This window comes from Agrobacterium tumefaciens (assembly GCA_025559845.1).
Lineage (GTDB): Bacteria > Pseudomonadota > Alphaproteobacteria > Rhizobiales > Rhizobiaceae > Agrobacterium.
On record CP048472.1, the window covers coordinates 120,017 to 138,614 of the forward strand.

The following is an 18,598-nucleotide window of genomic DNA, read 5'->3' on the forward strand; positions in this document are numbered from 1 at the left end:
CGTTTGTGTAGCTTGCAATGTAGCTATGTTGAACCGCCAGCCCATAGGAGCAATGCCGTGAGTGTCTCATCAAAGCCCACCTGCCGTGTCGTGCGGCCCCGCGATACCTATGCCGGAAAACAGGGCTTCAGCGTAACCGATGTCCTACCCCCCCGTTGTTCTCGCCGCCCTAATCTGTGATCGGCTTTCCATGGACGAGCAACGGGAGTTTCTCCATGGAGAGTACATTGGAGTTTCTCACAACCAGGAAGTCTGGACGTGAGATTCACCGGCATTGGCCGGACGAGGTCAAGGCGCAGATCGTTTCGGAAAGCTTGAGACCTGGCGCGCGATGGTGAATGAGGGCGCCGAGCGCTATGGATTGCGGGCGAACCGCCTTTCGACTTGGCGAACGATGGCGCGGCAGGGCAAGCTTGTTCTACCTGCACCCGATGACCCAGTGGAGTTCGCAGCGGTAGTCATCGATCCACCCGTTGCGGAGCCGCTGATCAATAAAACTAGCCGCCCTGAGATCATCGTCGGCGCTGTCACCATCCGCCTGGAAGAAGGTGCGTCTGCCGCCCGCATTGCCGCTATTGCGCGTGCCTGCGCGGTTCCGGCATGATCTTTCCGTCGAACCGCGTACGGATCATGGTCGCGACCAAGCCGGTCGACTTCCGTAAAGGTCATGATGGATTGGCGGCATTGGTCAAGAATGAGCTGCGCAAAGATGCCGTAATCGGCCGCATGCGCATAGAAGGTGCGCTCTTCCTTCGACAGCCCCGGCCGTTCCTGCTCCCCGACCATGCGAAGACATGCTTCCTGGATCTTGCGCGTTTGACGACCGGATCGAGGGCGTCGAATTTCTTGTCGAAATAGGTTGATTGCCACTCGCGGTGATAGTTGGTCACCGCGATGATATGCTTGTGCTGGATGTGAAGGTAGGCAAAACCGGTGAAGCCGAAATGCTCGGCGAAGTCCGCGAGCCCGGTCTTCAGGATGCATTCATCGCCCTCGATTGCGGCAAGATCGGTCAACTTGTCCAGCCAGTGCTGCATTCCATACCCCCATCTGTGATTACAACTATCCTTGTCGTCGCGGTCCGCCTCGACAGTCGGCGACCGGGAGCCCCAAGGACCGGGGCCATGGCGCGCAACTGATCGCGGAAATCGAGGCCGCGATAGTTGGATTCCAGGTAGGCGTGGCTGAAGTCAATCAGGGCTACGACATCCGGATGATTGACGGCTTTCACCGTTGCGGCAACTTCGGCCGGAGTCTGACGATACTGGCCCGGCTCCGTTGTGAAAATATTCTCAAAGGCGATGCGAATACCGTACGCTTTGGCATGCTCGCCCAATTCGAGCAGCGCTTCGCATTGACGCTCGTCAGCGCCGGCGCGTTGAGCGATCTGATCGGCGCGCAGAAAGCCCGCGTGCTGGACGAGAACGCGGGCGTCGATGCTGTCGCAAAGCTCGACCAGTGCCTTTGCAGCATCGACCTGGTGCCGGCGCGTTGCCGGGTCCATGAAGTTCGAGGACACGAGGCCGTGCACGGTATAGCGGAAGGAAAACGTCTCAAGAAGGGTTCTGAGCCGATCGGCACGCTCTTTGACGATGCGGCCACCCGCGATCAGATCGAGGCTGGAAAGGGCGAGTTCGACCGTGTCGACGCCGATTGCCTCAAGGCGGCGCAGCTCTCTCTCTCGAGGTTGTCAAGCTCGCCGTCCGTCGATGCCGTATTGAAGCCCGTTGCGATAATATCGTTCATAATGATTTCCAGTTCTGAGGCGCTTAACCCGCTTTGGAGGCGACGGCGGCGGCCCGTTGGATTTCTCGTTCTTCGAGCCTCGCAAAGAGGCCGCGTAGCTCCGGCTCGCCGACCGCCGATGCCGCCAGACGGGGACTGAACCATTGAAGCTCGCGTTGATGGCGTTCCGGAAAGTCGTCTTCCATCCGCTGGACATCGAGAAGATGGACCTGGACCATTGCCGGAATGAACTCGCCGTCACCAAGCCTCTTCACGTAGGTGTAATGACCCCAAGCCTTTTTTCGGACGCGTCCCCGGACACCAGCCTCCTCCCAGGCTTCCTGGCTTGCGACCTCATGCGGCTTCTTTTTCGCCATTGGCCAACCTTTGGGTATACCCAGCGCCCGGTACCCCGGCTGGTAATAAGGAGAACCTCGATTGGGCCTGAACTGTCATCGGTTCGCCGATAGCAAATAGCGGCGTACTGGGTCCTGATTTCGCCGGTCCAGAGCTTGTCAGCTACCATTGCCAGTCGTGCTAAAGCTGTTTGTCCTGCAGGTTCACCGGGCATGGCGTGATCCACCCTCGAATTGAGAAAGCGTAGCGGTCATCCCTGGCGCGGGTGCCGACGCGTTCAACGAACTGAATATTCCTTTCCGATGCAGGATTCCTTCGAAACAAGAACCGCATCCGGCTTTTGAGCGGCGCCGCGGCCTGTAAAGGCGCTGCGCCACGATTGCGAAGAAGTGTTCAATCAAAGCGCCGGGGCTTCGACTACGCGGCCGCTGAGACCTTTTCGATCAGTGGGCGCACCTTGCTGAGGAATTCCTCGCTTCCGCACGCAAAACGGAGCTTCGACGAGAGATCGATCCTGTCCCAGTCGATCGTATTGGAGATACCGAGATGGCCGAGTATCGGCAGTGCCGCCATCACATCCCAGGTCAAATCCCCGAGCGACACGTAGCCGTCGGTCTCGCCCATCGCCACTTCGATCATCGACAAGGTCGCGGCGCCGCAGAACCGGAAGCTGATCTTCAGATCATCCGAAATAAAGCGGCTGAAACCGGTCGAGGCACGCGACATATCAAGCGCTGGCAGCGGCTTGATCGGTTGACCGTTCAACCGTGTTGGAACGGTCTTGCCGCCGACCAGAATCAGATCTCGAACAGGTGCATAAATCACGCCGAATGACGGACGACGGTTCTCGTACAGACCAATCGAGATCGCCCAATTCTGGCCGCCGCGGACGAAGTTGAATGTTCCGTCGATCGGATCGATGACCCACACGCGCCCGGAGGCGCCAGGAATCTCGCCACTTTCTTCACCCATGATGCCATCATCGGGGAACGCCTCCCGCAAGCTGCCAATCAGGAATGCCTCAACGTCCTTGTCGGCCTCGGTAACGAGGTCGAGGTGTCCCTTTGTCTCGACGGGAAGGCTCGACAGGGAACGAAAGTGATCGAGGGCACGCTCGCCGGCTTTGCGGGCGATCTTCTCGACAATGGCAGCGGTATCCTGCTCGGCAGACTTTGGCATATTCTGATCAGCCATTTGCTTCTTCTTTCAGCCTTGCAACCTGTGCGACATCATCTCCGAGAAACTGGTCGAGCTCCCCGTCGCGGGTTCCCTGGATAACCTGAGCTTCGACATTGATGCCGTACTGCATCAGCTTTTCATGATGTCCGGCTGGCAGGTAGCAGAATGCCGCGAAGCCCTTGTCTCGAAGCTGGCGCGCCTCGCCGCTGGCGAAGTGGTATATCTCGATGTTCATCGCATCGAGGTCGGCCTGGCGGGCAATAGCGGCAGGGTCGATCAGCCGGGAATGCATCAGGCCGACAGTCGGAACTTCGGGTCCCCGACCTGTACCATTCGGTGAGCAATGGATAGGGGAGTTGATATCGTCAACCGTTCACTTCTAAAGAAATAGCGCCACTCAGCTTCCTCAGCGGCTTTATCCAGCGATTTCCTATTATGTCGGCATAGTTCTCAAGATCGACAGCCTGTCACGGTTAAGCGAGAAATGAATAAGAAGGCTGATAATTCGGATCTCTGCGAGGGAGATGATATTTGATCACAGGCAGCAACGCTCTGTCATCGTTACAATCAACATGCTACCCTCCGCGAGATCATCCGTGTTTCAAACCCGGCAGCTTGGTTGCCGTTCTTCCGAATAGCATCGGTAACATGAGCAAAGTCTGCCGCCTTACAACGGCTCTCCCGCTGACGCCGTCCCGGACTGATGGGCTGCCTGTATCGAGTGGTGATTTTGTGCCGAGCTGCCGGTCGGGGAGCTGTTGGCTGGCTGGTGGCAGGATATATTGTGGTGTAAACAAATTGACGCTTAGACAACTTAATAACACATTGCGGACGTTTTTAATGTACTGAATTCACATCCGTTTGATACTTGTCTAAAATTGGCTGATTTCGAGTGCATCTATGCATTAAAACAATCTAATGACAATTATTACCAAGCATCAATGAGATGATGTGTGTGTCTATGTGTAAATATTGCGCGGAGTCATTACAGTTATAATTATTTTACGAGTTATTTAAAGTTATAAATACATTTATATACCAAGATATATAGACTATTATAAAATATGAAACTTATATAAGTAATTCAATATTACAGAGAATAGATAGATAACATAAATTGCTTCCTATGTCTGATATACAGGATTCTATAATAATATCACGGTACAGATTTTCCATCTTGCTCTATAACGTCGGCTCTGAACGATCATTGAGGAGTCTCGAGCCAACGTGCATGAATAGTCTCCCCCAAAGTTTGGGAAAAAGGCTCAGGAAAAAGATCAGTACGAAGGCTATCCAGAAATGAATGTTGGCGAACCCAGCAAGAAAAGTTTTTTTCGTCAGAAGCCAGTAACTCGAATTGCCCAGCACGAATAAAGTGCTTGGAAAACTTACGCCGGCGGTTGCGGTGAAAAGGCGCAACAGATCGTGCGAGCTTTGCGAATTATCCATAACGTCAACAGCGGCCCGCGCAGCTAACGGCACAAGATTGGCCGCCGCAATAAGGCCTGAATAGGCATCGGTTGGAAACGTAGAGAGGCATATCAGGCCAGCCATCGTCAGGATTGCTACTAGTATGCCTGCTTTGCCTCCCCGAGGATTGCGGTCTTTATCGTCGGCAATATGGCCGACCCACCGGAGAACCCTCAGGGCATCTTCATGGTCTTGTTTGTGGTAACCGATCTGAATACGGAGACGGTTACTCACCTCAAAGGTGTCGAGCCAGGAATAGATGATGGCGCTGGAATTCCTCAATCTTGTGTATTCAGAAGTGAAATCGGAACTCTGAGCTGTAGAAATCCTTTTCATCCGCAAGAAAGAGTATTTTAATAAATCCCGGATGTTCTTCCTGTTCTGCATCAGCATTTGCCACAGAATGCATAGTGACGCCTTCCATGCTACATCTTTGGCGGTGTGAAATGTGGTTCCCTCATGTTGGGGCATAGCAATGGCGAATAAGCCAAAAATTAAAACTGGCAATCCTCCGAGGAAGACTTCGCAAGCCAGGTGAGCGGCGAGCCTCGTGTCCGCCCAAGGATAATCAAAAATCGCAAGCACCATAAGCTGTGTTTGCAGAGTAATAGGCCCAGAGCGCAAGACGGCAACTTCCGCTCCAAGTGAGGCAGATACTATGTCGGGCAGGACAACCGCCAACTGCATTATGACCAACCAAAGCCAGAACAGACCCCTCTCCGAAAGGGGTAGGTGGCATTTTAGTTGCCACCTCATTTCTTGCGTTTGAATGGATTGCGCGCTTCGACGCAGGTACTTTTTAACTTCTTTGGGCAGGCTGGGGAGTTCAAGAATAACTCGAAAGGCGTCGTCTCTTTCCTTGCGCGCTTGAGTGGCCCAAGCGTTTCGCGTGGATAGGGGCATGCGCATGAGGATATCCGTCAAGCTGTTCTCCGAACTGGCGAATGGACGATAAGATTTGTCGGCAATATCTTCATCAGGAATGACGGCCGGTTCCGGTGCTGCTCTTAAAGCAAACGCATCTACATGGTCATGGGCCGCTGGCTGGTGCGTTGAACAAAAGATCTGCTGCATATGATGTGATACCATGCCTTCATCTTCTGGCAGTGGAGTGACGGAATGGCCTCGAATGCAGTCTGCTTCTTGGCCGACATCGGTTTCCTCAGTGATGTAAGAGTAAGGTCCTCCCAAGAAGGGTGAAGGGAGGATTTTTCTGACATGGAGGGAGTGAAGCCAGCTGCTTTTGAGCTTTCTTTCTATCGCCTCAACCGGAGTGTTCTGGTTCTCCATTGATAACTTGGCACAGCTTGAGGCATCCAGGGAATGCAAAAGCTCCTTTATTAATTGTGCTCGAATCCACCGAATAAAAATGCACCGCGTGGGTCTCGGTCCTGTTTTGGCCTATAAGTCAAAGCAGCGGCGTCGACTAGACGATAGTCAGTTGTTTTTTTAAAGGAAAACGAGTTTTCTATTCGGAAAGAAAATGTGCCGTTCGCCTAATAATGATGCCAATGACTTAATCTGTACGACGGATCGTGTAATATTATAGAGCCAAGTGCGATTCAATGAATTTCAATTGTTGGTATTTCAGCGAATTTGTATTTTTCCATTTGGAATGGTATAACAGCACGTTCATAACGTTAAAGGAAAGGGGAGGCATATACGCGGAATATTTAACTGTATCAATGAAATTGAAATATTCAATCTGGCACGCAGAACCCACATCAACAGTTTAACTCGACTCTCGGAAAGCCAGCTATCATTCGAAAATCTGTCGCTTCCTCTAGCGCCGCTGTGATTGTAGGGCGAAATGACAAACTGCGCGACGTTGCCTGAATGACTGGCTGTATGGCATGGGACGCGTTCTTGAAAGAGAGTCGCTAAGATAAACCTCTCCAACCCAACCGAAACATGGTTGCTTCCGTGTTTCGAACACAGCAGTTTCACCTCATTGCGAGACTTGTTGAGAGATTTTCAAATTTGTCGGCAGGTTCGATTGCTGACTATTGATTTACACGAAAGTGTGAAAAACAAGTCCTTATCGTGGCAGTTGGTATGATGTTCAGGAGCAACGCAATTCAAAAGTGGACCCAGGCTGTTTCACGGGTCCCATCGCGGTGCCCAAATATCTGAGTAGCATCAAAGCTCTGGTGACGGTCAAATGAATTCGTCGGTGTTCTGGGAACAAGCGTTTGAAAATGTTGATATGCTCACTTCCCACTTTGACAAGTGCGGCACGAGCGAAATAGTAACCTAAACTTTCTTTATTGCGATGTTTGACAATCACTGGGCAGGTGAGTGTTATAATAGAGGGCCACTAGCCTTCGGCCATGCACACCTCACTAATGTCTTACAATCAAAATATGATACCCTCAGGGGATGATCGCCCCGTCTTTCCGACAATTGATTTGTTCGCAAACACCTCCCTGGAAGAACTTCAGCAGAGCCTATGCGCGGCGGTCGCAAATTATAGGGATTTCCTCACTCGAAAGATTCTCCCCTTCCAGCAATCTTGGGTTGTCCGAGTCCTGTCCGAATCCGGCCTAGACGAAGAGACTCTGCGCGCAATCAAAAGCTGTGTCTTCACGCCGTGTTGCAGCATTCCTGGCGCCGTCCAGCCAGATAGAATTTGCCAACATGACTCACCAATCTACATCTACACCTCCCTGAATTTATTATCGCAATACGTCGAAGGAAAAACCCTATTGCGGTGCTATCGCAAATTTGTGCTGGCTTCATCACTCCCACCATACCGAACGGATATTCCAGCAGAGGAGCTCAAGAACGTACTCAACAGTATCTTGCCAGGCGCCTATAGCATGCCGCATGCCGTAAGCTGCTTCGTGGCCATTTTGCCCAGTAAGAAATTCACGATCAGCATGTCCAAAATCACCACCCGTGGTGGCGCGGAGGAGCATTTTGTCGTTTTCAGTAGAGAAGAGAACGACATAATCCCATACGACATCGTCGCAGTGGGGAAGACGCTGTTCTCCCAGTCGGACGAGGAATTTGGTTTGCCAAATCTCAGCTTCGATGAACTACAGAACCTTATCAGCACTTAATCTGTTTTCTATTCATGGATAGAAAACAACCCTAGTGTATGGGATCAATATAACCATGCTAGTGCCACTGTGTATCTCCCGATGAGACATGTAATGATATGGATGCATGTTTCATGCAAGGATAAGAATGTGATAAAAATAATTTAATAAAAATAAGTCCTTGATGCTTTTCTGAAACATCTTTGAGGAAGTATTATTTATTGAACAGATTTTACACAAATTGAAAATTCATCCTGGTGAAACAGCGTATTTTTTTGACAGAATCGTAATGATTCGTGAGACAATGTGGGCCATCGTTTTCGGGCATCGAAAGCTGGCTTCGTCACGAGCCAAGCGAAGGCCCAAGCCTCAATTTTGCGATGAGCCAGGGAGGCACGCTACGTGTCTGTCAGCAATTATAGGACTATGGTGGATGCTTTTTGACAATGTGGCGATAAGGATCACCTCGATAAGCTCGAAACCTGCTTTATGTCATTCACATGTCAATTATCGAAAAAACGGCCCTACGCTCATCCAATAGTTAAGTAACGGGTCCTGTTTGTAGTTTAACAGACAGGAATGCTGTTTCCAGAAGGCATTTCAACAGTATAAAGCCGTAAAATTACCATGATCACGTTCCCTGCACATGCGTTTTTCAGCTATAAAGCAAGATTCAATCTCTGGGGCTCCAAAGAGCTCCGGATGCTACACCCCTCATAAAGCTTAATGATGGTATATCAGCGTCCTGTTTTCAGGGTGATTAGCCTGCTGCGGATCCGGAACCGCGAAGAGGCCAAGCTCGTGCTGATCGGAGCAGTCGTGGTTTATCGCAATTTTGTGGAACAAACCTTGGCTGATGCCCAAAAAAATTGGGTCAAGTCACTCGTACTCTACGACGATCCGGGTGATGCTGTGACCGGAATCCTGACATGGTTCAGCAGGTGTGCATGCTTGCACGGACCGAGGTTGGGGCCGTTGGACACAATCGCCGTGAATGATAATCCGCTCTACATTTACTGTCCTCGCAGGAAGCTTGAGGAATATGCAAAAGAACGTATTGTGTCTTTTCATTCAGAGATCGGCTCGGTCGTGTGCTCCATGTCACCCTTCGATGCAGGCGTGACGCGTGAGAAGGTCCGCTATGGGCATAACCTGATATCCCCAGGGTCTTGCCTCCTTCCGGATGCTTTGGAAGCCTATGTCGCCTTTCTCCCGAGCAAGTCGTTTCTGAAATTGCCATATAGCGTTTATGAGGTTCACAATGATCGTTATGTTCATAAGTTCTTTGCGCTGCTCCCAGGATCCCGCTTTCATTTTGAAGTCGTAGCGGTTGGTTTGGCCTATCCCGCTGCCAAAAAAAGGCCTTCTGGTCTTGGAATTCTGCGTTGTTGCTTCACCGGAAAGACAAACACCTGCCTGTAAGAAACTAAGCGTTGGAATGAAGCCAGAAGGTCCGCATCGCCGTTTACCGGTTTATTGTGAAATATCTTTTAAGTTATGATAATCTGCTGTTGCACGTCGGCAGCAGATCGTGGGCTATTGCCACTATGTACTACGTTCTGTTTTCAAGCACTGTAGCATCTTTCTAAGCGAAATAAATTATCTCGTTTGTTTGTGTTTTTGAAACAAATATTCATACAGAACAGTGCGATATGTCGTAAAATAGTAAACATGCTGTTCAAAGTTCTTATTCCCAGGCAATTACCTCGGATACCTATAGTTTTAAAAGAATACCATACATATAACGACATATACGTTTTGATGCCACACAAAGTCAATGAATAGCGGGAAATAGTCGTAAGCGAAAGTTATCTTGTGTGTGACGAACTGTGTAATTGGATTCAGGGTCTATTTAAAGCCTTTTGAGCGGATGAGGTGAAGACCATTTCTGCAAATAGATATGATGGTTCCACCACGTCCAGGCTTCGCTCCGCTTAGTCTTGAATCTATTAATGACAGAATGGAAATGCATCTATTTTTGACCAGTGCATGCATCCTATATCATATCTATATCCGCGATAATCTCCTGATTTATCAGGAGATTTGGACGAAATACTGGCGGGGACGATTGGCAGAGAGCGCGCTAAAAAACGAAATTTCCGCGTTATATCTTCGTCTCCCATTTCCTCGTCCGCCGACGCTTCAGTCCATCGCAGAGCAGGAGGTGATCTGTAAAGACGCGGCGCCAATCTATGTTTATTGTTCCCGGGAAGCTATGCTGAGTCATGTGCAGTCTAAGGATCTTTGCCAATTCGGAAGGGCGAACCTTCTCGCATGCACGTTAGCTCCTTACCGAACCGGAGTTACAATCGAAATGGTGCGATGTTTGTTCAAGCGTTTACGCGATGGAAATCGCGTCGAAGCTGGAACCGGCGAAGAAGACTTGAGTCATTTTGTGGCCTTCCTTCCCACCACGGCTTTCCGGCGAGGGCCGCGGTTTTACCTGGGTGGCGAAAATGTCCAATTCTTTCTACGAGAAGGAGGGTTGGAACTCCCTTGCCACATCATCGCGTTCGGTAGAGCGTTGTTCAGCGAAATACTAGCTGATGGCTCGTCCTGGGACTGGAAAAGCGTCGGGGAGAGTTCTCGTTTGAATCATGTTCGGGCCAGTGTCGAATTGTCACGCAACGTTCCAACGGCGGAGACAACTGATAATTGGGCCGAAGCGGCTTTAGGAGCCGACGCCGTGTACCCCGTGCGGCCTCCAAATCTGACCCCGACGCAAGATCATCCTTGCAAACCCTTGCTTTCGGGAAATCGAGTGCCGAATGAACGTCATAGACCTTGGAAGCGCTTCTTCAAGAAGCTCCGATCTGTTTCAAAGCATTTCTACTTTAATCGCTGAATCTGTATTAATTTGCTGTCTGGTTGTGCTTTCGCTTAAATAATTATCTATGTTCGAGTGCGGTCCTTGTGATGTTGTTGAAACAAATGTTTTATTGGCTGATATGGCCATCAATAAAAATTTTAAAATAGCGATCATGCTATATTGATAGAACATGGTTGTTTGCTACAGGTAATCAGATAGGTATTTAATAGGTATTATTTGTCGAACACAAACCCGATAATTTCGCAGTTCAATTATTGAATATCGAGAATCCGAGCGACTAAGTTTGAAGTGATTTCCCGAAATTATCGCATTTTTGAAAAAATCGTAAAGACAAATGGACGTGGCCAAGGGTCACCGAGTGCGGCGTGCCGCAAAAATAGAAACCTGGTCTCCAATTATGCCACTGCAATTTAGAATACGCGTGAACACATTGATATATCGAAATTAATAAACATATTGTTTCAATTACGAGACTTTTATTTTGACGTTTCTATATTAAGATCCAAGTGTGGACTTAGATGAGAAACTTCACGATCGATTCCTTGATTTCGCCATTCCCAGATAGCCATTTCATCTTCAGGTCGATCTGAGATTACCCAGTCCGCAATTGTTGCCGAATTTCCTGGTGTTCCTTTTCTCCAACGTATGTGTTTCCGCTCGTCTGTCTCATGACGTCGGGCCCTGCCTGTTTTAATGTCGATGGAGAACTCACCCCGCTCGCCGGAATCCAGGAGGGCTGCGAAGTCATAGCATCTAGTGACCGCAGCAAACTTCAGGTGAGGGCGTTTAGCTCTAATCATCGTATCCTCCTTGAGGTAATACGCGAGTCTCACTGCGGCTTGATCTGAATCGAAAGCCAACAAGACATCTTTATCGACAACTTGGCCCAGCAAATTTCTGGTCACCCCGGAGAAAACAACATGTGCCGCCACGATCCTCATGTCTTGCATTAGCATGGAATCAAACCAGGCTTTGCCTGCCAAATACAAATCATCGACTGTGGGTTCAGTAACTTGACGCAGACGGGCCAGTCGGCACAGTTCTTCAGGAAAAAGAGCGGGCATCAGGGCGATTGATTTCCTCCAAGCAGATGCGGGCTGGGCATTTAAAACTGCATCAACGAAGGCACCGCCGTGTGGGTATTCAAATGTATAGAAAAGTACAACAACTCTTTGATGGTATTCCGGCCGGTGGCTAAGCCAAGCCACAATCACGTGAGCCTCGTAGTTCCTACCGTCTAGGAAAATGGTGGCATCTGGATTAGCCAAAAATACCTTGCTGAATATTTCAGTTAACAAAGGAATATGATCAATGGTTTCAAGATACTTGTCTTGTATTATCCCATTTGATACCTCTCGAATAATAACAGGTACATCCTTGATTTTTGATGAGTGAATTTCATTGAAAAGCTTATCTCCCAACTTTTCAGACACTCGCCAAGTGTTAAGATCATGAGAAACGATAGCTACATTATCTGAAGTTAAACAGACGTCCAACTCGCTCAGATTGCGTCCTCCTTGCCCGAGCGCGGCCAACAATGAGCTCGCGGTGCATTCTTGAATTCGTTTCCCTAAATTGAACATTCCTCTGTGCTCAATGACCTGTAAGGGCAGGTCTTCCTCGAGCCGCTCTAGAAGCCTTGGGACAGAATGGCGTGCGAGAACCTCGGGGGGAGTAACGTTTTCTGGTAGATCCCAATGGAGTGTCCAAGCCGGCCAAACGGTTCCTTCCACCTTGAGTGGCTTACGTTGACAAAGGACCTGCGCAAAAAAACGGGAGGTTACGACACGACATGGTGAGTAAAATATAAAGTACTCTTACATTCACAGCCATTTGCGAGCTAAAGCGAATTGCCGGGTGCACGGCGGGAATTGCAGCGATTTCGATCTAAAAGTGACAAGCAAAATTTGTCGTGGAGTATATAGATATTGCCAAATGGAGTACTTAAATAATGCACAAATGCTGACAGTTTTAGCTAATATTTTATTGTGGGGCATAACTTAGCTGGAATCACTCCACGGATAATCAGTCATTGTTATTTTCGGCGTCAATTTGTCGGCCACTATCCGATTAGTTGCGCAAATCTTCAAATTTTCGACCTAACATCACACCTTTGTCGGTGTTTTCAGCGAAAGGCAGGCCCCATTTTTGAAAAATCCTCCATCAAGATAAATAGTTTAATAGGGTAAAAGGACGAAATACTTCGGCGTTGAGATTCGACTCAATTAATTTCAAACCAATCCCGTGATTGATGCTATAGAGTCGCCCAATATAAGGGGCACTGAAGCGCGTTTAATTATTGACTGTGACTGAAATTTACATTCAAAAATAAGTAACTAGTTCGATATGTATCACAGTCGACCGATATTCAACATTATCGACAGCTCGAATATACAAGATCGGCGTGAACTTAAACTCGTCCTACGTCACACAGAGATTGCTTATCGCAGCTTTGCACAAGAGGATCTCATACCTGCTCAACGTTCCTGGATGAATTCCATCATTAATACTGATGTTCCCATTGATCCAGCTATAGATGAAGTGGTCAAGCGCTTTTGCGAAGTTGCTTGCTTGCCAGGCCCAGCAGGTATACCCCTGTATATTATACTCAATGATTCACTAATGTACGTTTATTGTTCGTTTCAAGCAATGCGAAAGTACGCACACAAGCGATTTTATGACGGCGTTTCCGACGAAGGCGTAGTCATCTCCACCGTTCCACCCTATGCGGAAGGAATAACAAAAGAAACTATGAGGTCGTGGCACAACAACGTCTGTCAGAATACAAGCAATGAAACACATGATTTGGATGCTTATATTGCTTTCCTTCCTACTTCGCTTCAAAATCCAAGTTTCTCGCATATGAAGATCGGCTGCGATAGCTTCTTAGCGCCATCCCGGGTTGATCCTTTCTGTGTTGAAATAATCGCGGTCGGCAAAGCCCTCTTTCATGATAACGGGCTGAAAAAGAACCCAAGGTGTGGTGGTCAATGGCTCCCACCTTCTTGTTGAAGCGCTTGGTCTAATGCGCAGAGGTGTGTCAGCGGGGATGAAGCAACAGTGTCCGATTGTAACGAAATGTATCGATCCTATGTAATGATAATAAAATGCTGTAGCCAGCATTAAGATAATCAGCGTATTTCCCATATGTACTATGAATTCTATGTTGTATTGTTGCGTGCTTTATGAGTGATAAATTATTTGCTAAAGATATATATGGTTAATATTTTTGGCTTGGGGCCCCTGTCTAATCTTTGAGCCGTTCTGGCGCTCAAAACAAATTGTAGGTGCAGCCTACGAAATTCTCTACTTTAATTTTATTTGGGAATCTAATTCACTATTGAGTCAAAAGATAATGCGTATTCTGTTCCGTGGAGACGCAATAACTGTAGAATATATATATCAAGTAGCTGTTTTGATTTCGGGAACGACAAGCCTGTCTGAAGAAATTTCTATCACATTCAGATAATGCTAACTGAAGTGCAGATTTATTAGACAATAAGTGGCGTGGCATACAGCTAATTAAAAGCATCGGGAAAGGAAGGAAAATTTATGGCTTTTTCTAATGCTGCCCCGATTGCTAACAGACGGTGGTCTGACCCCGCTAATCCGTCAATTTCCATTCCAACAGGCAAGCGATCAGGTGTAAGGCAGGCAGGAAGGCTCAACCCAGGTAGGCCTGCGTTGCTGCTTGGGTCCACATTTCGCACGTAGATCTTGAAAGTGTTCATCATTGAGCCATTGTGGATGACTGACGACTCCTGACCTATGGCTTTGGCCGCTAAGGGTGCAGTTGGGAAAAGGATTGCATCTAACTGATAGAGTCTGAAGTAATTCCGATAAGTGGCCTGGAGCCTTGGCCTGAAGGATTGACGCGCCAGTTCATATTCATCGTTGGAAATTTGATGCCCATCAATTTGCGCACTGACAATGTTCGCTACATCGGGGCTACGAATTCCTTTGATAACGTCAGAAAAAGAAACTGTTCCCACAAAATCGTCGAGATACTTTTTTAGAGCGTGTGGAAATTCGTAAAGCGCAATTGGCAAACTTGCCCCACTATTCAGTTCCTCTAGGTGGGGGATGTCGGCTTCAACAAAGGTTACGCCTCTGTTGGCTAGCAAGCGAATCGTCGTTTCAGCTGCGAAGGCCACATCAGCATCAAGGTCATCGTAAAAGTAGGTAGTGGGGAGGCCGATCCGAAGCCCCTTCAGCGGCATGGGTGAAATTTTCGCCGACCGTCCGGAAATCACCTGATCGAGGATTATAACATCGGCTACGCACTGCGCTATGATTCCGGCGGTGTCCCGGGTGGGGCTGACCGGTATTATCCGATCTCTTGGATATCGAGCAAGCGTCGGTCGAAATCCTACTACGCCACACAGGGCTGCGGGTAGGCGAACAGATGCACCGGTATCGGTGCCTATGCCGCCTAACATCAATCGGCTTGCCACCGCAGCAGCCACACCACCGCTTGAGCCTCCTGGTATCAGACTTGGATTCCACGGGTTCCGCACCGCACCGGTGGCATAGTTGTTGCTCGTAATTCCAAACGATAACTCATGCATGTTTCCCGAGGCACCCGGCAGTGCTCCAGCTGAAAAAAGTCTTTCTGCGACGCGGGATGGTATCTTTGGCAAGTGGTTTATCAGCGCCGGAGTAGCAGCGCTTGTAGGAAATATGCCGGTCGCGATGTTCGCCTTAAAACAGAGTGGAATGCCGCAAAGACCTAATCCGGCGTTTCCATGACGATCAATTTTTTTGGCGCTTCGCCGCAAGCCATCCCAGTCTGTAGCCAGAAGGGCATTTAATGGTTTTGCAGCTTGGCAACGCGCTATCAGAGTTTCTACTAGTTCTAAGCAGGAGTAGTCTTTCCGTCTCAGGCGTTCTAGGGTTTGTGCTAACGAGGTAATGGGCACCATTTTTCTGGTTTGGGGATTTCAGGGCCATTTCAGATTAAATAAATATACCGCGCTTTGACCCAAATTGCGCGATTATTGGAGGGAATTCCGCAATCACGGCGTATGATACTAATCATTGGAGGCACTAAGGTCGCTTTTTCAAACGGAAACAGTATTGTATCAATCAATATTCAACTTGATTGAGCGGCGAGGTGGACCTGCGTGAATATTGTATTAAAAAATGCCCAAATTGTCGCTTTCCATTGGGATGTCAATGAACAGTATGTTCCCCGATTTGCAACTTAAATAGAAACGGTTGATGTCGTTAGTTATCTACACAAAGACCAATCTTTTCTAGCAATGTCAGCTTCAGCTCTCCTTGATAACCAGTGCGATCATTTCTCTACCAAAATGGTGGATCTGATAATGGTCGATAAGGCTGATGAATTGGACCGCAGGGTTTCCGATGCCTTCTCAGAACGTGAAGCTTCTAGGGGAAGGAGGATTACTCAAATCTCCGGCGAGTGCAGCGCTGGGTTAGCTTGCAAAAGGCTGGCCGACGGTCGCTTTCCCGAGATCTCAGCTGGTGAGAAGGTAGCAGCCCTCTCCGCTTACATCTATGTTGGCAAGGAAATTCTGGGGCGGATACTTGAATCGGAACCTTGGGCGCGAGCAAGAGTGAGTGGTCTCGTTGCCATCGACCTTGCACCATTTTGTATGGATTTCTCCGAAGCACAACTTCTCCAAACCCTGTTTTTGCTGAGCGGTAAAAGATGTGCATCCAGCGATCTTAGTCATTTCGTGGCCATTTCAATCTCTAAGACTGCCCGCTCCCGAACCCTGCAAATGCCGCCGTACGAGAAAGGCACGACGAAACGCGTTACCGGGTTTACCCTGACCCTTGAAGAGGCCGTACCATTTGACATGGTAGCTTATGGTCGAAACCTGATGCTGAAGGCTTCGGCAGGTTCCTTTCCAACAATTGACTTGCTCTATGACTACAGATCGTTTTTTGACCAATGTTCCGATAGTGGACGGATCGGCTTCTTTCCGGAAGATGTTCCTAAGCCAAAAGTGGCGATCATTGGCGCTGGCATTTCCGGACTCGTGGTGGCAAGCGAACTGCTTCATGCTGCTGTAGACGATGTTACAATATATGAAGCAAGTGATCGGGTTGGAGGCAAGCTTTGGTCACATGCTTTCAGGACGCTCCCAGCGTGGTGGCCGAAATGGGGGCGATGCGATTTCCTCCTGCTGCATCGTGCTTGTTTTTCTTCCTCGAGCGGTACGGCCTGTCTTCGATGAGGCCGTTCCCAAATCCCGGCACAGTCGACACTAACTTGGTCTACCAAGGCCTCCGATACATGTGGAAAGCCGGGCAGCAGCCACCGAAGCTGTTCCATCGCGTTTACAGCGGTTGGCGTGCGTTCTTGAAGGACGGTTTCCATGAGGGAGATATTGTGTTGGCTTCGCCTGTTGCTATTACTCAAGCCTTGAAATCAGGAGACATTAGGCGGGCTCATGACTCCTGGCAAACTTGGCTGAACCGTTTCGGGAGGGAGTCCTTCTCTTCAGCGATAGAGAGGATCTTTCTGGGCACGCATCCTCCTGGTGGTGAAACATGGAGTTTCCCTCATGATTGGGACCTATTCAAGCTAATGGGAATAGGATCTGGCGGGTTTGGTCCAGTTTTTGAAAGCGGGTTTATTGAGATCCTTCGCTTGGTCATAAACGGATATGAAGAAAATCAGCGGATGTGCTCTGAAGGAATCTCAGAACTTCCACGTCGAATAGCCACTCAAGTGGTTAACGGTGTGTCTGTAAGCCAGCGTATACGCCATGTTCAAGTCAGGGCGATTGAGAAGGAAAAGACAAAAATAAAGATAAGGCTTAAGAGCGGGATATCTGAACTTTATGATAAGGTGGTGGTTACATCTGGACTCGCAAATATCCAACTCAGGCATTGTCTGACATGCGATACCACCATTTTTCGTGCACCAGTGAACCAAGCGGTTGATAACAGCCATATGACAGGCTCGTCAAAACTCTTCCTGCTGACTGAACGAAAATTTTGGTTAGACCATATCCTCCCGTCCTGTGTCCTCATGGACGGGATCGCAAAAGCAGTGTACTGCCTGGACTATGAGCCGCAGGATCCGAATGGTAAAGGTCTGGTGCTCATCAGTTATACATGGGAGGACGACTCCCACAAGCTGTTGGCGGTTCCCGACAAAAAAGAGCGATTCTGTCTGCTGCGGGACGCAATTTCGAGATCTTTCCCGGAGTTTGCCCAGCATCTAGTTCCCGCCTGCGCTGATTACGACCAAAATGTTGTTCAACATGATTGGCTTACAGACGAGAATGCCGGGGGAGCTTTCAAACTCAACCGGCGTGGCGAGGATTTTTATTCTGAAGAACTTTTCTTTCAAGCGCTGGACATGACTAATGATACCGGAGTTTACTTGGCGGGTTGCAGTTGTTCCTTCACCGGTGGATGGGTGGAGGGCGCTATTCAGACCGCGTGTAACGCCGTCTGTGCAATTATCCACAATTGTGGAGGTATTTTGGCAAAGGACAATCCTCTCGAACACTCTTGGAAGAGATATAACTACCGCAATAGAAATTAATCTACGGATCCTGTTACAAGTATTGCACGTTTTATAAATTGCATATTAATGCAATCTTGATTTTCAACAACGAAGGTAATGGCGTAAAAGAAAAAATGTATGTTATTGTATTGATCTTTCATGATGTTGAAGCGTGCCATAATATGATGATGAATAATTAAAATATTAACTGTCGCATTTATTGAAATGGCACTGTTATTTCAACCATATCTTTGATTCTGTTACAATGACAACGACTGCAAGAAGTAAATAATAGACGCCGTTGTTAAAGAATTGCTATCATATGTGCCTAACTAGAGGGAAATTTACGTCAATTGTGAAATAGTCGCCCTTATTTTGACGTCTCACCTAATCAAATATTACAAAAGATCTCACTCTGTCGCCAGCAATGGTGTAATCAGCGCAGACAAATGGCAGTAAAGCGCGGAAAAACGTCCCCGAGTGGCATGAATAGCTGCCTCTGTATTG

11 protein-coding genes and 5 pseudogenes are annotated in these 18,598 nt (G+C 48.5%); 8 read left to right on the top strand and 8 right to left on the bottom strand.

Annotated elements, in window-relative coordinates; translation table 11 throughout:
• The first annotated feature begins 57 nt into the window (after positions 1-57).
• The 3 genes and pseudogenes from FY156_29820 to FY156_29830 all read left to right on the top strand — a co-directional run bounded on the left by FY156_29820 (position 58) and on the right by FY156_29830 (position 858).
• Positions 58-132: pseudogene (locus FY156_29820) on the top strand (cupin).
• A gap of 83 nt (positions 133-215) precedes the next feature.
• Positions 216-604: pseudogene (locus FY156_29825) on the top strand (IS66 family insertion sequence hypothetical protein).
• Positions 601-858, top strand: a complete 258-nt coding sequence (locus tag FY156_29830; protein UXS05745.1) for a transposase — start codon at positions 601-603, stop codon at positions 856-858. Before FY156_29825 ends, FY156_29830 begins: the two are co-directional and overlap by 4 nt.
• On the opposite strand, the gene FY156_29835 is transcribed toward FY156_29830, so the two are convergent.
• The 6 genes and pseudogenes from FY156_29835 to FY156_29860 form a co-directional block, all read right to left on the bottom strand.
• On the bottom strand, positions 666-1,037 hold the full coding sequence (locus tag FY156_29835) for a hypothetical protein (protein ID UXS05746.1): 372 nt from the start codon (positions 1,035-1,037) through the stop codon (positions 666-668). The two genes, FY156_29830 and FY156_29835, sit on opposite strands and share 193 nt — an antisense overlap.
• Positions 1,013-1,746: pseudogene (locus FY156_29840) on the bottom strand (sugar phosphate isomerase/epimerase). The gene FY156_29835 and the pseudogene FY156_29840 overlap by 25 nt, the downstream one beginning before the upstream one ends.
• 23 nt (positions 1,747-1,769) lie before the next feature.
• A pseudogene (locus FY156_29845) lies at positions 1,770-2,296 on the bottom strand (NUDIX hydrolase).
• A gap of 203 nt (positions 2,297-2,499) precedes the next feature.
• The gene (locus FY156_29850; GenBank protein ID UXS05747.1) at positions 2,500-3,276 is read right to left on the bottom strand and encodes an inositol monophosphatase; all 777 of its coding nucleotides are present in this window, start codon (positions 3,274-3,276) and stop codon (positions 2,500-2,502) included.
• Complete coding sequence (locus FY156_29855) at positions 3,269-3,553, bottom strand: agrocinopine phosphodiesterase (GenBank protein UXS05748.1); 285 nt, start codon at positions 3,551-3,553, stop codon at positions 3,269-3,271. The genes FY156_29850 and FY156_29855 overlap by 8 nt, the downstream gene beginning before the upstream one ends.
• 890 nt (positions 3,554-4,443) lie before the next feature.
• Positions 4,444-6,021 (bottom strand): C protein, encoded by a 1,578-nt coding sequence (locus FY156_29860; GenBank protein UXS05749.1) that lies wholly within the window; start codon positions 6,019-6,021, stop codon positions 4,444-4,446.
• A gap of 1,055 nt (positions 6,022-7,076) precedes the next feature.
• Between FY156_29860 and FY156_29865 the strand changes: the two genes are divergently transcribed.
• The 3 genes from FY156_29865 to FY156_29875 all read left to right on the top strand — a co-directional run bounded on the left by FY156_29865 (position 7,077) and on the right by FY156_29875 (position 10,617).
• Complete coding sequence (locus FY156_29865; protein UXS05750.1) at positions 7,077-7,793, top strand: C' protein; 717 nt, start codon at positions 7,077-7,079, stop codon at positions 7,791-7,793.
• Between the two features lie 705 nt (positions 7,794-8,498).
• Positions 8,499-9,194 carry a D protein gene (locus FY156_29870; GenBank protein ID UXS05751.1) on the top strand — a complete coding sequence of 232 codons (696 nt, stop codon included), beginning with the start codon at positions 8,499-8,501 and terminating at the stop codon, positions 9,192-9,194.
• Positions 9,195-9,672: 478 nt separating this feature from the next.
• Complete coding sequence (locus FY156_29875; GenBank protein UXS05752.1) at positions 9,673-10,617, top strand: E protein; 945 nt, start codon at positions 9,673-9,675, stop codon at positions 10,615-10,617.
• 461 nt (positions 10,618-11,078) lie between these two features.
• Here FY156_29875 and FY156_29880 read toward each other — a convergent pair whose 3' ends face one another.
• Positions 11,079-12,335 carry an agrocinopine synthase gene (locus FY156_29880; GenBank protein UXS05753.1) on the bottom strand — a complete coding sequence of 419 codons (1,257 nt, stop codon included), beginning with the start codon at positions 12,333-12,335 and terminating at the stop codon, positions 11,079-11,081.
• Between the two features lie 613 nt (positions 12,336-12,948).
• Between FY156_29880 and FY156_29885 the strand changes: the two genes are divergently transcribed.
• Complete coding sequence (locus FY156_29885; GenBank protein ID UXS05754.1) at positions 12,949-13,614, top strand: hypothetical protein; 666 nt, start codon at positions 12,949-12,951, stop codon at positions 13,612-13,614.
• Between the two features lie 506 nt (positions 13,615-14,120).
• On the opposite strand, the gene iaaH is transcribed toward FY156_29885, so the two are convergent.
• On the bottom strand, positions 14,121-15,524 hold the full coding sequence (gene iaaH, locus FY156_29890; protein UXS05755.1) for an indoleacetamide hydrolase: 1,404 nt from the start codon (positions 15,522-15,524) through the stop codon (positions 14,121-14,123).
• Positions 15,525-15,929: 405 nt separating this feature from the next.
• Between iaaH and FY156_29895 the strand changes: the two are divergent.
• Positions 15,930-18,130, top strand: a pseudogene (locus FY156_29895) (NAD(P)-binding protein).
• Positions 18,131-18,598: the final 468 nt, after the last annotated feature.

What these genes read in the sequence shown, in the direction of transcription:
- FY156_29870 (UXS05751.1), top strand. Translation starts at nt 8,499, where the DNA reads ATGATGGTATATCAGCGTCCTGTTTTCAGGGTGATTAGCCTGCTGCGG.
- FY156_29850 (UXS05747.1), bottom strand. Translation starts at nt 3,276, where the DNA reads ATGGCTGATCAGAATATGCCAAAGTCTGCCGAGCAGGATACCGCTGCC.
- iaaH (UXS05755.1), bottom strand. Translation starts at nt 15,524, where the DNA reads ATGGTGCCCATTACCTCGTTAGCACAAACCCTAGAACGCCTGAGACGG.
- FY156_29835 (UXS05746.1), bottom strand. Translation starts at nt 1,037, where the DNA reads ATGCAGCACTGGCTGGACAAGTTGACCGATCTTGCCGCAATCGAGGGC.
- FY156_29885 (UXS05754.1), top strand. Translation starts at nt 12,949, where the DNA reads ATGTATCACAGTCGACCGATATTCAACATTATCGACAGCTCGAATATA.
- FY156_29830 (UXS05745.1), top strand. Translation starts at nt 601, where the DNA reads ATGATCTTTCCGTCGAACCGCGTACGGATCATGGTCGCGACCAAGCCG.
- FY156_29865 (UXS05750.1), top strand. Translation starts at nt 7,077, where the DNA reads ATGTCTTACAATCAAAATATGATACCCTCAGGGGATGATCGCCCCGTC.
- FY156_29855 (UXS05748.1), bottom strand. Translation starts at nt 3,553, where the DNA reads ATGCATTCCCGGCTGATCGACCCTGCCGCTATTGCCCGCCAGGCCGAC.
- FY156_29860 (UXS05749.1), bottom strand. Translation starts at nt 6,021, where the DNA reads ATGGAGAACCAGAACACTCCGGTTGAGGCGATAGAAAGAAAGCTCAAA.
- FY156_29875 (UXS05752.1), top strand. Translation starts at nt 9,673, where the DNA reads ATGATGGTTCCACCACGTCCAGGCTTCGCTCCGCTTAGTCTTGAATCT.